Origin of the sequence: Anaerosporobacter mobilis DSM 15930, assembly GCF_900142955.1 — a bacterium.
Lineage (GTDB): Bacteria > Bacillota > Clostridia > Lachnospirales > Lachnospiraceae > Anaerosporobacter > Anaerosporobacter mobilis.
The window spans coordinates 658,755-672,632 of the sequence record NZ_FRCP01000005.1 but is presented as its reverse complement, the minus strand read 5'-3'; the positions used below and the strand labels follow the sequence as shown (position 1 = coordinate 672,632).

Here is a 13,878-nt window from a genome sequence, read left to right as displayed (position 1 = left end):
AAGATGTTTTAGAAAAGCTTGGATGTAAGCCGGTAGCCGCCGGCGACATCATGCTAAAACCTGCACTTCTCAAAAAATAATTATTAACGTGCCGCCAACCATTTATCTGTCTAAGGAATAAAGGGGTGGATTCTCCGATTACAAAAAAATCGAGAGGGAGTCGACCTCCCTTTGGCATGCCTATAATTATCATCATACAGCAGAAAAAGCTGAAAATCAAACTGCATTTAGATTACAAATATGGCTTCTCAGTTACAAAACTCTACATTTCACTTGCAAAAGTGGCTTTTCGTTTACAAAGTGGCATCTCGTGCTACAACTCAGTTTTCTTTATTATCATACCACAAAAAAACAGTAGTTAGAAGAAAAATAGCCTAGAAAAACTGTAGAATCTACAAATTAATTAAGGTAGAATGTCAATATGCTACACTGTATGAAGTCGCTGGTACTTAGGCTTAAAATTAGAATTGGCTTTTGACATTCTGACCAGTTATATAAATTAATGGAATACTGAAAGTAGGTGCAAGATGAAGAGTGAGGGTACGAGTCTAACAAATAAAGACAAACAAAATAGAGAATACATATTGAATGCGAATATGTGGAGTGTGGTATTTCGTATCTGTTTTCCGCTCGCATTGTTTCAATCATTATCACAGATATTTAAAATCCTGGATTCACAGATGGCTGCACATATTAGTTCAGAGGCTGTTTCTGCCGTAGCATATCTATCACAACTAAATATGGCAATCAACGCTGTTGGTGGTGGATTAGCCGTTGGAGCGAGTCTCAAGATAAGTGAAACGTATGGGGCAGGAGATTATCAGAAAGTAAAACGTCAAGTAAGCACACTATATATGATATGTGGAGTGTTGGGAGCAATTATTTTATTAGTATTTGTTCCGTTTACAGAGCCGTTTTTAAGAATGGCAAAAACACCAGATGAGTTTATTGTGGTTGGAAAACAGTATTTTATCATTGAAACCTTTTCATTAGTGATTATGTTTTTTAATAATGTATATATTGCAATTGAACGAGCCAGAGGTAATTCGAGGCGTATCTTGAATCTGAATGTACTTATTATTGTTGTAAAACTATCCTTAACAGCGTGGTTCGTGTATGGTCTACAGGGGGATGTTACATCTATAGCGATTGCAACTCTATTATCTCAACTAGCATTGTTTGCAATAGCAATTAAGAATATGGGTGGAAAGGAAGGAATATTTGGTTTTTCTATAAAAGCGATATCTGTAAATAGAGATGTCGCTTCTCCGATGATTATAATCTCTTTACCAGTTATAGTTGAGAAGTTCTCGTTTGCAATTGGAAAAGTCATTGTGAATTCAATGAGTACGGGTTATGGGGCGTTAACAGTGGGAGCACTAGGCATATCCAATAATATAGGTGGATTGACAACAAACCCACAGAATGGCTTTCAAGAAGGTGGAGCAGCAATTATTAGTCAAAATCTTGGAGCAAAGAAATATGACCGTGCATTTGATGCGTTCAAAAAAATACTAGTGTGTAATATTATTATTGGTGCAGTAGGTTATGTTCTGACAATGGCAAACCTGCACGTAATTAGTGAGGGATTCGCGAAGAATGATGCGACATTTCAGGGATTGATTGAACATATCTATCGTTATGAAGCAATGGGTGCAGTAGCATTGGGAGTTCATGCTTCGGTAATGGCCTTGTTATATGGATATGGATTAATGAAATATACATTCTTCGTAAACTTTATGCGAGTTTTTGCTTTTCGTGTTCCGGTATTATGGTTCTTACAAAACTATACGAATGTTGGTAGTGATAGTGTGGGAATTGTTATGATGATAAGTAATATCGGAGTTGGGGTATTATCTTCATTCATTGCATTTATCGAGTTAAGAAAGATACGTAAGATTCATAAGATTCAAAACGAGAGTGAAGAAGTAAGAGTAGATTATAATTAATAATCTATTCATAAAAAATAATCAATCAAAAAAACAACAATCATAGGAATGATTGTTGTTTTTTTGATTGAAATGATTAGAATTTGGTGGTTTCTCTTGAAACTAATTCAGCTGAAAAGACAGATCTAAATGGAACAGAATTACCACTGAATATATTCATTAAAGTGGAAACACAGTTTTTGCAGACTGTTTCTAGCTTGTTATCAATAGAAGAGAGTTCCGGATCGCAACAAGTAGCAATGATGGAATTATTATATCCAATGATAGATAATTCATCTGGTACCGAAATTCCTTGTAGTTTAGCATATTTTATTGCGCCGACGGCTAAATTATCATCTGCAGTAATGATAGAATTAAAGGTAAGACCTTTCTTTTTTAAATTTATTAAGAAATCTCTGGTTTCGTGAATATCACCAACAAAATACTGCACATGTGAATCATTAATCTTAATGTTCATTGAGGAATGAGCGTCGTAAAAGCCTTTTAATTTTTTCTTACCACTATAAGAATTAGAGTTATATAGGTAAAGGATTTCCTTGTGATCGGATTCAAGTAGTTGTTGTGTAACTTGGAAAGTGGCATGATAATCATCACATAGTGAACTGTAAATATTAGGGGCATCAATCGCACCGTTTAATAACATAATAGGAATAGTTTTAGCGGCTTCAATAATATATTGATTCTTTTCTTCCTCGGTTTCAACGAAGTTTGAACCGACAAGAACGACGCTGTCTACCTTTTTTGATAATAATAGGTTCAGATATTTCTCTTTGTCTGCTTGGTCGTATCCAGTACAGCAAAGCAGTGAGTCGTATTGTTCCTTATGTAGCATTTGTTCTAAGTAGAAAATAGCACTTGCAAGATAAGGATCGGACGAATCTGCGCATAGAATACCAATTGTTTGCATGGTATTAAGTCCTAATCCTCGAGCGAATGCATTGGGGGTATAATCATATTGTTCTATAATAGCCATTACTTTTTGTCGTGTTTTTTCGCTTACATTAGTATTACCATTGATAACTCTAGATACAGTAGCAATGGAAACACCAGCCTTCTGTGAAATGTCGTATATATTCATTATTTGTACCTCTCTCGCAACATTAATTTAATGGAAAGCATATTCATTATACTATACTTAATTATAAGTGGGAATAGTTGCTGTATTGATTTATCTGAAATTTGATATAATATTAGACATATTATATGTAAGTGCTTTCAACTATATTACTATTATAAATGATAATATACATTGTTACAAGTATTAATTTTACAGTGATAGAATAATAATATACAAAAAAAACACATGCAAATGATAGTAAATAGATAAAAGTAACAATAAAAATAAAAAAGAGTATTGACTAATTCATTAAAATATTGTAATATCAATGTAAGCACTTACATAAATGTTACATATAGCTTACAGAGTGCCTGTAAGAAGCGGTTTGGTTTTTATGAAGGTGTAAAAAAGTAATAGCTAAATCAAGAAAATCAGAAAATAAGGAGAGGGCTTTATGAAAAAATTCAAAAAGGTTGTAGCACTTTGCTTAGCATGTACTATGGTATTATCTTTAGCTGCATGTGGCAAAAAGAATTCGTCTTCTAACACAACAACAAAAGAAGAGGGGACGACAGAAACAACAACAGAAGGAACAACAACAGAAGGATCGAAAGATCAAGTAACAATTAAATTATCTTGGTGGGGTGGAGACGAAAGACATACTGCGACAATCGATGCAGTTAACAAGTTTATGGAATTAAATCAGGATATTAAAGTTGAGATGGATTACGGTGCATGGACTGGTTGGGAAGATAAGATGTCAACAGCATTTTTCTCAAAAACGGCAGCAGATGTTAATCAAATTAACTGGAACTGGATTACTTCCTTCAGTTCAGATGGAAGCGCTTTCTTAGACTTAAACGAAGTAAAAGACACGTTGGATTTGTCTAAATTTTCACAAGCTGCTCTAGATCAATGTGTTGTAGCTGATTCTCTTCAAGCGGTACCTGTTTCTATGACGGGTAGAATCTTCTACTTCAATAAATCTACTTTTGACAAAGCAGGCATTGCTGTTCCTACTTCATTAGAAGAATTAAAAACTGCTGGTCAAACTTTCAAAGATACTCTTGGCGATGACTATTATCCATTAGCTCTTGGTGAATACGATAGAATGATTCTTATGGTTTATTACTTAGAATCAGTTTACGGTAAAAACTGGGTTGAAAATGGTACTTTAAATTACACGAACGAAGAAATCCAAACTGGTATTGACTTTATTCAATCATTAGAAGATGCACATGTAACACCATCCATTCAAACTATCTTAGGTGATGGTGCTGAATCACTTGATAAAAACCCTAAATGGATGGAAGGAACTTACGCTGGTATCTTTGAGTGGGATTCTTCAGCAACTAAATTCAGAGATGCCTTAAATGAAGGACAAGAATTTGTAGTTGGTGACTATTTCAAAGATATGGGAGAATACCAAGGTGGATTCTCTAAAGTATCTTTAGCATTTGCTATTTCTAAAGATACAAAATATCCAGAACAATGTGCAAGATTAATCAACTTCTTATTAAATGAAGATGAAGGTGTTGCAATCATGGGGTCACAAAGAGGTATTCCTCTAAGTGCAAGTGCATTAGCGTATTGTCAAAATAATAACTTATTAGATGCTACAGTAGCAGAAGCAAACTCAAAGATCATAGCTTGGACAGGATTCGCATTAGATCCAACATTCGAAGATGCTAAACTTAAAGGTACTGATGGTACATATTATGATGCTTTCCAAGGTTTAAGCTACGGGGAATATGATTCCGCTAAAGCTTCTCAAGTTCTTGCTGATGGTATTAACGAAGTACTTGGTAAATAATTAGTAGCACTTCCTAAAATTCATGTTAATTTATGGTGTTATCATCGTCATGAAGTAATTTGGATAACATGTTATATGAATAAAGGAGAAGGGGGATATCCTTTCGGATATCCCCTAATTCATGACGATAGAGCGTTCGATGCAATGTGTTCTATTGCATGAATAAGTTGAACAGGAGAGAGTCATGCAAGTAATGAATTATATAAAAGAGTATCTATCAAATTACCATAATTATAAAGAGTATTGGAACTATGAAGATGGCTGTATACTTATCGGTTGCAAACAAATGTATGAAGCAACGAAAGACGAGTTTTACAAGAAATTTATTACAGATTATGTTGATTCGTTTGTTACTGAGGACGGAACGATTGTTAATTATGAGAAAGACAAGAATAGTTTAGACAGTATGAATGCGGGCAAGATTTTTTTCTTCTTATATAAGGAGACAAAGGAAGATAAATACTATAGAGCTATTGAATATATTATGAAACAGCTTAGAAGTCAACCAAGAACGGAAAGTGGGAACTTCTGGCATAAGAAGATTTATCCAAATCAAATATGGTTAGATGGGCTGTATATGGCTTTGCCATTTTACATGGAATATGAAACTGTATTTAATAAAAAGGAAAATTATTCTGACATAATAAAACAATATACAAATGTCAGAAAATATATATTTGATGATAAGAAGCAACTCTATTATCATGCTTATGATGAATCAAGGAGTCAAGAATGGGCGGATAAAGAAACTGGGTTGTCAAAGAGTTTTTGGTTACGTTCCATGGGGTGGTATCTCATGTCCTTAATCGATACAATAGATGTTATGTCGATTGAGATTTTTGAAGCTTTTAAAACGCTAGAAGGTTTGTTCAAGGAAGCTGTTAAAGGTATTTTGCAGTATCAGGACAAAGACAATAAGATGTTTTATCAGATAATAGATAGAAGTGATGTAGAAGGCAATTATACGGAAACATCAGGATCTTCTATGATTGCATATGCAATTCTAAAGGGTTGTCGCCTCGGTGTACTTTCAGAAGAAAAATATAAGAAACGAGCAGAAGAAATTTTAGCAAGTGTTATAGCAAATAAACTTGCCACAAAGGACGGTACAAGTGTATTAACGGATATCTGTTTATCTGCAGGTCTAGGACCTGACAATCAAAGAGATGGAAGTACCGAGTATTATTTGTCTGAAGAAGTAACAGTAGACGACCCTAAAGGAGTAGGTCCATTTATGATGGCGTATGCCTTAAGTCTAATGACGAAGTAATACATCAGAAAGAGAGGAAAAAATTATATGGCAAAGAATGCAGTAAATTCAGCAGTTTTTGTACCAAAGCAGAAATTTTCATTGAAGAAAACATTTCAGAATAATTTAGGTTTTTTCTTTATACTACCATGGTTGATTGGATTTTTAGTTTTCCGTTTATATCCATTCGCTTCTTCCTTGGTATACAGTTTTACTGATTTTCATTTATTTACTGGTATCCATGAGACAGGATTTATGAACTATAAGGAGATCTTTACTTCTGACAAAATCCTTAAAGCATTAAGAGTTACCTTTAAGTATTCCTTTATCACAGTGCCATTAAAATTAACTGCTGCGTTATTCATTGCGTATATCTTAAATTTTAAAATTAAAGGCGTTAATTTATTCCGTACCGCTTATTATATACCATCTATCCTTGGTGGATCTGTAGCTATCGCGGTATTATGGAAAGCTATCTTTAGAGATGACGGTTTGGTAAACACGATGTTAGGTTTCTTCGGTGTTGAAGGTCCTCATTGGTTAAGCGATCCTAAATACGCTTTGGTAATTATTTGTTTACTTCGTGTATGGCAGTTTGGGTCTGCGATGGTTATATTCCTTGCAGCGCTTAAGAATGTTCCAGCTGAATTATATGAAGCTGCATCTATTGACGGTGCAGGCAAATGGAGACAATTCTTCAAAATTACGGTACCTATGATTACACCAGTTATTTTCTATAACTTAGTAACTCAATTATGTCAAGCATTCCAAGAATTTAATGGACCTTATATCATCACGCATGGTGGTCCAAGAAACTCTACGACATTAATGTCGTTATTAGTTTATAACAGTGCCTTCCAGTCACATGAGATGGGTCTTGCAAGTGCTATGGCATGGGTAATGTTCATCATCGTAATGGTTCTTACAGGAATCGCATTCTGGAGTCAAAAACACTGGGTATACTATAGCGATGAGGATGGGAGGTAGAAGATAATGACATTAAAAACAAAAAAAATAGTATCTACCATTTTAAAATACACAGTACTAATCTTTGTTGGGGTTTTCATGGTTTATCCATTGTTGTGGATGATAAGTGCAACATTTAAAAGTAATAATGAAATCTTTTCAGGCATTGGTTTAATTGCAAAGGAACCTACTTTAGAAGGATACAAAAAAGCGTTCCAAGGTTTTGGTGGAGATATAAACTTAATTAAATCATTAATTAATACATATTCATATGTTTTGCCTAAAGTAATCTTTACAATAATTTCATCTGTTATTACAGCGTATGGTTTTGGTAGATTCAAATTCAAAGGTAGAAATTTCTTATTTTCTGTTTTGATGGGAACACTTTTCTTACCTCAAGTAGTATTGAATGTACCACAATTTATCCTTTTCAACAAGTTAGGTTGGGTAGACTCACCTTTATACCTACCTATTATTGTACCAACACTTTTTGCAATTGATACATATTTCGTATTCATGTTAATTCAATTCTTACGTAATGTACCAGTAGAATTGGAAGAAGCAGCAAAAATTGATGGTTGTAACGTAGTGCAGACATTAGTCAAAGTAATTGTACCAATGCTTAAACCAGCAATCGTATCTTGTGCGTTATTCCAATTTATGTGGTCATCGAATGATTTCATGGGACCATTGCTTTATGTACAAACACCATCTCGTTATCCAGCAGCATACTTCGTTAAATTATCCATGGATGCGGATAATGGATTCCAATGGAACAGAGTATTAGCCGTTTCATTAATTTCCATTGTACCTTCACTTATCGTATTCTTCTGTGCACAAAGTACGTTTGTTGATGGTATCACAGCTGGTGGTGTAAAAGGATAAGAAACCGTTTATCTTTTGCCAGTCGGCCTAAGGTGGTAATAATATAGTATGAAAACAGGCTGCTGAATATATAAGATTTGGCAGTCTGTTTTCATAAACAAGGTGTATCGGAACAGTAGCAAGAAAGAAGTATAGTGGAGAGGACGGTGAATACGGGGATGAATCTTAAGATTCTTATGAAAACTGCAAGAAACGTTGTTTTGGAGATTAACGATAATGAAGTTTACGAGACAAAGAAAACGTATGAGATTTTTGTGAATGGTGAATATAGATGTAGTACGAATAGAGTTATTACAAGTATCTATGGCCTATGGCCAGATACTGATTATCAAGTGCAAATTAGATGTGATAGTGTAGTGCTAGCAGAAGATGTATTTCACACAGATTACGAATTTGTAACGCTTGATGTAACGAAGTTTGGTGCGAAAGGCGACGGTATTCAAGATGATACGACCTATATACAAGCAGCAATTATGGCTTGTCCAAGGGATAGTCGTGTTTATTTTCCAAAAGGAACCTATAAGGTAACTAGTATCTTCTTAAAGAGTGATTTACGAATAGAATTTGCTAAGGATGCAATGTTATCGGCTGATACAGACCGTGATCATTTTCCTACATTCCCTGGTTTAATTGAGAGTTTTGATGAAGAAGAGGAATATAACCTAGGGACTTGGGAAGGTAATCCCTTGATTATGTATTCAGGTATTATTACAGGAGTGAATGTTGAGAATGTAATTATCTATGGACAGGGAATTATTGAAGGAAATTCAAGTAAAGATAATTGGTGGTTTAATGAAAAGGTTATGCGTGGAGCGTTTCGACCAAGATTATTCTTTATCAATCATTGTAAGAATGTAATCTTACAAGGATTATTATTTAGGAACAGTCCAGCGTGGACATTACACCCGTACTTTAGTGATAATATAGGCTTCTATGATGTTGCTGTAGAAAACCCACATAACTCACCGAATACAGACGGATTAGATCCAGAGTCTTGTCAGAATGTAGATATCGTAGGTGTTAGATTTACATTAGGCGATGACTGTATCGCGCTTAAATCAGGAAAAATCTACATGGGTAGAAAACATAAAAGACCTTCTAAGAATATCACAATCCGTCAATGCTTAATGGAAAATGGTCATGGAGCAGTAACAATCGGTAGTGAAATGGCTGGTGGTGTGAATAATGTGATTGTTAAGGATTGTATCTTCCGTCATACGGATCGAGGGCTTCGAATTAAAACAAGAAGAGGTCGTGGTAAGGATGCAATTCTTGATGAAATTGTATTTGAGAATATTCATATGGATAACGTGATGACTCCGTTTGTTGTCAATGCCTTCTATTTCTGTGATCCAGATGGAAGAACAGAGTATGTACAATCCAAAGAATATCACCCAGTGGATGAGAGAACTCCACTTATTAAACATCTTGCATTTCGTAATATTACTTGTAAGGATTGTCATGTTGCGGCAGCGTACTTCTACGGATTACCAGAGAAGAAGATTGAATTTATAGAGATGAAGAATATATCGGTTACTTATGCCAAGAATCCAAGGAAAGATGTACCTGCCATGATGAATGGTATTGAACCTTGCTCTAAATTAGGAATCTATGCAAACAACATTGAGAAGATGAGTATTGAGAATGTTGTAATCGCTGGTCAAGATGGAGAAGCAATGACTTTGCTAAATATAGATTATGTAAAGTAGCGAAGCTACTTTAAGGGATTGAACGTAGTGAAATACCTACTCCGAAGGAGTCATAATCTAACGAGGGAAATTACGCAGTAATTTCTTGAGTCTAGTTTTGATTGGGATTGAACGTAGTGAATACGGTACGTAGGAACCAGTGAAAAAGAGGAAAGAGGGAGAGTATGCAGATAGGATTAAGACTTCATGATGCAAAGCAATTACCTTTGGAAGAACGATTAGTGGAAGTTAGAAAGCAAGGTTTTGTTTGTGGCCATCTTGCGTTATCAAAGGTAATACGTGAAAACACGATAGACAATAGTGCACTAACACCGGGATATGCAATGTATCTTAAGAACATGTTTGCTAAGGCGGGAATTGATATAGCAGTTCTTGGATGTTACCTTAATCTAGCGAATCCGGATCAAGAACAGTTAGAGAAGATTAAAGAACGGTATCTTGCCAATATTAGGTTTGCCACACATCTTGGTTGTGGAGTAGTAGGAACGGAAACCGGTGCTCCGAATACTGCATATGAATATGAACCAGCCTGCCATACAGAGGAGGCTCTTCAAACATTTATCACGAATCTAAAACCGGTTGTGGAGTATGCACAGAAGATGGGGGTCATCTTTGCAATTGAACCAGTATATAAGCATATCGTATGCAATCCAAAGCGTGCAAGACAAGTTCTTGATACAATTAATTCACCGAACTTACAAATCATTTTAGATCCAGTTAACTTACTATATGAAGGTAACTACAGGGAACGTGAAGGCATTATCAATGAAGCAATAGAGTTACTTGGTGATGATGTGGCGGTAGTTCATATTAAAGATTTTGTCTTAGAGGAAGGTAAGATGAAATCGGTAGCGGCTGGAACTGGCATGATGAATTATGAGAATATACTTCGTTTTATTAAAGAAAAGAAACCATACATTCATACCACATTAGAGAACACAACACCAGAAAATGCTGTCTGTGCTAGAGAGCATTTAGAAGGGATTTATAGATTGCTTTAAGTTTAGATCAGTAACGAAAGATATGAGAACGATAAGTTCGACTTAAGGAAAGGATAAGCAAATTATGAAAGTTAATGAGAAGATTAAAAAAGAATACGGCAACTATCCAGAGAGGATATTACAATTTGGTGAAGGCAATTTCCTTCGTGCATTTGCAGATTGGATGATTGATGGAGCGAATGAAAGAGGCGATTACCAAGGAAGTATTGTACTTTGCCAACCAATTGGAGAATTCCCTAAGATGTCCGATATGATTAATGCACAAGATGGTATCTATACCTTAGCGATGAGGGGAATAGAAAATGGAGAAGCAGTAGAGAGAATTAAAGCTATAACAAGTGTTTCCAGATGTATTAATGCTTACCGTGATTACGAGGCACTAATGGAAATTGCAAGAAGTGCTGACCTTGAAGTAATTATCTCTAATACTACAGAAGCTGGTATTGCTTATAAAGAAGGGGATAATATAACAGATACCCCTCCAAGTTCATTCCCAGCTAAAGTTACACAATTCTTATATGAAAGATACAAAGCCTTTCATGGTGATATGACAAAAGGTCTTTTATTCTTACCTGTTGAACTAATCGATTATAACGGAACTGAGCTTAAGAAAATTGTTCTAATGTATGCTAATGAATGGAAGTTAGAAAAAGAATTTATCGACTGGATCGAGGAAGCTAACAAATTCACGAATACTTTAGTAGATCGTATTGTAACTGGTTATCCAAGAGATCAAATCAGCTACTTTGAAGAAAAGAATGGTTATTCCGATGATGTAATTGTAACAAGTGAAGTATTTAATCTTTGGGTTATAGAAGGAAAGAAAGAATGGGCGGACATTCTTCCAATTCACAAAGGAGAAGCTAATGTAATTTGGACGGAAGATGTAACGCCATATAAGATGAGAAAAGTACGTATCTTAAATGGTGGACACACATCAACTGTATTAGCTGCATATCTTGCTGGACATAACATTGTTTTTGATTTTATGAAAGATAATGTGTTTGAAAATTATTTAGAAAAATTATTATACAATGAAGTAATACCTACTTTAGAATTACCTAGAGAAGAATTAGAAGAGTTTGCTAAAGCGGTTAGTGACCGTTTTGCTAATCCATACATCAAACACAACTTACTTGATATCTCACTAAATTCATGCTCGAAATTCAATGCAAGATGCCTTCCAACTTTACTTGCTTATGTTGATAAATTTAAAGAAGTTCCTAAATTATTGACTTTCTCATTAGCAGCTTTTATTAAATTCTATCAAGTAACGAAGGTTGATGAAAAATACATAGGCAAGAGAGCTGACGGTACACAGTATCAGGTAAAAGACGATGCAGATATACTAGAATTCTTCGAAAACATATGGGCAAATAGTAACATGGCGGCAATCGCTAAAGCTGTTCTTTCTAACACTAGTTTCTGGAGTGGAAAAGATTTAACAGAAGTAGCAGGTTTAGAAGTTTCGGTAGCTGCCTACTTAGAAGACATGAATAACAAAGAAATGAGAGAAATCGTAGCGAGTTTGTAAGAGCTTCGAGTGTCTTATCCTCTGTGAAAGAGAATATGTGAAGGGGAAATGCTACTTATGAAGATAAATCACTGAAGATAATAGAAAAGAAAGGGGTAAACCTATATGGATAATAAATTAATTATGATCTCCGATAACGACAGCGTAGCAGTTGCATTATGTGAAATCAAAGCTTTAGAGGTAGTAACTGTTAACAATAGGGAAGTAACTGTTTTGAATGATATACCATTTGGTCATAAAGTTGCTTTGCATGACATAAAAGAAGATGAAAACATTATCAAGTATGGTCATGCAATTGGTCATGCAAGATGTGATATTAAGAAGGGCGAACATATTCACGTTCATAACTTAAAGACAAATCTTGATGGAGTACTTAATTATGAATACAAGGAAGCAGAGCATATATTTGAACCATTCAAAGGAAAGTCTGAATATACCTTCGAAGGTTATGTTAGAGAAGATGGAAAAGTTGGTATCCGTAATGAAGTTTGGATTATTCCCACAGTAGGCTGTGTTAATACGACAGCTAAGCTTCTTGAAGAGCAAGCAAGAAAATTATATGGCGATAAAGTGGATGATATCTGCGCGTTCACACATAACATGGGTTGTAGCCAGTTAACCCAAGACCATGAGAGAACACAACACATCTTAAAAGGTATTATCAACAATCCGAACGCAGGAGCTGTATTAGTATTAAGTCTTGGTTGTGAGAACAATAATTTGGATGTATTCAAACCAATCCTTGGTGACTACAATACAGATCGTATTAAATTCTTAGTAACGCAAGAAGTGGAAGATGAGTACGAAGCTAGTATGGATATCATGAAAGAATTAGTAGAGTATGCAGCTACCTTCAAACGAGAAACGGTATCCGCTGATAAGCTTGTTATGGGCTTTAAGTGTGGTGGTTCTGATGCATTCTCTGGTATCACAGCTAACGCATTATGCGGAAGGGTTAATGACCGAGTAGTAGGTAGCGGTGGTAGTACAATCTTAACAGAAGTACCGGAGATGTTTGGTGCAGAAACACTATTAATGGAACGTGCTGTTGATCAGGAAACGTTTGATGAGATAGTGGACTTGATTAATAACTTTAAGAACTATTTCACGAAATACAACCAAACAATATATGAAAACCCATCTCCAGGTAACAAAAAAGGTGGCATCTCCTCCTTAGAAGAAAAATCACTTGGTTGTACACAAAAGGGGGGGCACGCACCTGTGGTTGGCGTTCTTAATTATGGTGAACGTGTTGAAAAATGTGGTCTAAACTTGTTAATTGGACCAGGTAATGACCAAGTATCTTGTACAAATCTGGTGGCAAGTGGTGCGCAAATGATACTATTCACAACTGGCAGAGGTAATCCATTCGGTTCGCCAGTTCCTACAGTTAAGATTTCTTCAAACAGCAATTTATATAATAAGAAGCCCCATTGGATTGATTTTAATGCGGGACAAATCTTAGAAGGTAAATCCTTCGAGACGGTAACGGATGAATTCTTTCGATATTTATTAGATGTGGCTTCCGGTAAGAAGACAAAGAATGAAGAAAAAGGATACAAAGAAATCTCTGTGTTCAGAGATGGTGTAATTCTATAATAGTATTAATACAGAGCGATATGAGGTTATCAATATAAGGCTGAGTAGATTTATTGAAGTAAAAGATATAGCAGAGCGGATAATATCCGCTTTGCCTTAACGTGAAGCGTTAAGTA

10 protein-coding genes are annotated in these 13,878 nt (G+C 35.2%); 9 read left to right on the top strand and 1 reads right to left on the bottom strand.

The features are described 5' to 3' along the window. Positions 1 to 527: 527 nt before the first annotated feature. Entirely contained in the window at positions 528 to 1,949 is a 1,422-nt protein-coding gene (locus BUB90_RS02850) for an MATE family efflux transporter (RefSeq protein ID WP_073282507.1), read from the top strand. Between the two features lie 76 nt (positions 1,950 to 2,025). On the opposite strand, the gene BUB90_RS02845 is transcribed toward BUB90_RS02850, so the two are convergent. Beyond that, positions 2,026 to 3,027: a LacI family DNA-binding transcriptional regulator gene (locus BUB90_RS02845; RefSeq protein ID WP_073282505.1), complete on the bottom strand. Its 1,002-nt coding sequence runs from the start codon at positions 3,025 to 3,027 to the stop codon at positions 2,026 to 2,028. Positions 3,028 to 3,460: 433 nt separating this feature from the next. Between BUB90_RS02845 and BUB90_RS02840 the strand changes: the two genes are divergently transcribed. The 8 genes from BUB90_RS02840 (at position 3,461) to BUB90_RS02805 (ending at position 13,762) form a co-directional block, all read left to right on the top strand. Then, entirely contained in the window at positions 3,461 to 4,819 is a 1,359-nt protein-coding gene (locus BUB90_RS02840; protein WP_073282503.1) for an ABC transporter substrate-binding protein, read from the top strand. 184 nt (positions 4,820 to 5,003) lie between these two features. Next, a complete protein-coding gene (locus tag BUB90_RS02835) occupies positions 5,004 to 6,089 on the top strand; it encodes a glycoside hydrolase family 88/105 protein (RefSeq protein WP_073282501.1) in 1,086 nt (361 codons plus the stop codon). Between the two features lie 27 nt (positions 6,090 to 6,116). Further along, positions 6,117 to 7,055 carry a carbohydrate ABC transporter permease gene (locus tag BUB90_RS02830; protein WP_073282499.1) on the top strand — a complete coding sequence of 313 codons (939 nt, stop codon included), beginning with the start codon at positions 6,117 to 6,119 and terminating at the stop codon, positions 7,053 to 7,055. A gap of 6 nt (positions 7,056 to 7,061) precedes the next feature. Beyond that, positions 7,062 to 7,919, top strand: a complete 858-nt coding sequence (locus BUB90_RS02825; protein ID WP_073282497.1) for a carbohydrate ABC transporter permease — start codon at positions 7,062 to 7,064, stop codon at positions 7,917 to 7,919. A 158-nt stretch (positions 7,920 to 8,077) separates the two neighbouring features. Continuing rightward, positions 8,078 to 9,628, top strand: coding sequence for a glycoside hydrolase family 28 protein (locus BUB90_RS02820; RefSeq protein WP_073282608.1), 1,551 nt, complete (start codon positions 8,078 to 8,080; stop codon positions 9,626 to 9,628). 164 nt (positions 9,629 to 9,792) lie between these two features. After that, a complete protein-coding gene (locus BUB90_RS02815; RefSeq protein ID WP_073282495.1) occupies positions 9,793 to 10,629 on the top strand; it encodes a sugar phosphate isomerase/epimerase family protein in 837 nt (278 codons plus the stop codon). A 64-nt stretch (positions 10,630 to 10,693) separates the two neighbouring features. Next, positions 10,694 to 12,163, top strand: coding sequence for a tagaturonate reductase (locus tag BUB90_RS02810; protein WP_207650235.1), 1,470 nt, complete (start codon positions 10,694 to 10,696; stop codon positions 12,161 to 12,163). A gap of 105 nt (positions 12,164 to 12,268) precedes the next feature. Next, positions 12,269 to 13,762 (top strand): UxaA family hydrolase, encoded by a 1,494-nt coding sequence (locus tag BUB90_RS02805; protein WP_073282491.1) that lies wholly within the window; start codon positions 12,269 to 12,271, stop codon positions 13,760 to 13,762. The last annotated feature ends 116 nt before the right edge of the window (positions 13,763 to 13,878 follow it).

Coding starts and splice junctions, on each gene's coding strand:
- BUB90_RS02810 (WP_207650235.1), top strand. CDS start 10,694: ATGAAAGTTAATGAGAAGATTAAAAAAGAATACGGCAACTATCCAGAG.
- BUB90_RS02840 (WP_073282503.1), top strand. CDS start 3,461: ATGAAAAAATTCAAAAAGGTTGTAGCACTTTGCTTAGCATGTACTATG.
- BUB90_RS02845 (WP_073282505.1), bottom strand. CDS start 3,027: ATGAATATATACGACATTTCACAGAAGGCTGGTGTTTCCATTGCTACT.
- BUB90_RS02830 (WP_073282499.1), top strand. CDS start 6,117: ATGGCAAAGAATGCAGTAAATTCAGCAGTTTTTGTACCAAAGCAGAAA.
- BUB90_RS02820 (WP_073282608.1), top strand. CDS start 8,078: ATGAATCTTAAGATTCTTATGAAAACTGCAAGAAACGTTGTTTTGGAG.
- BUB90_RS02825 (WP_073282497.1), top strand. CDS start 7,062: ATGACATTAAAAACAAAAAAAATAGTATCTACCATTTTAAAATACACA.
- BUB90_RS02815 (WP_073282495.1), top strand. CDS start 9,793: ATGCAGATAGGATTAAGACTTCATGATGCAAAGCAATTACCTTTGGAA.
- BUB90_RS02850 (WP_073282507.1), top strand. CDS start 528: ATGAAGAGTGAGGGTACGAGTCTAACAAATAAAGACAAACAAAATAGA.
- BUB90_RS02805 (WP_073282491.1), top strand. CDS start 12,269: ATGGATAATAAATTAATTATGATCTCCGATAACGACAGCGTAGCAGTT.
- BUB90_RS02835 (WP_073282501.1), top strand. CDS start 5,004: ATGCAAGTAATGAATTATATAAAAGAGTATCTATCAAATTACCATAAT.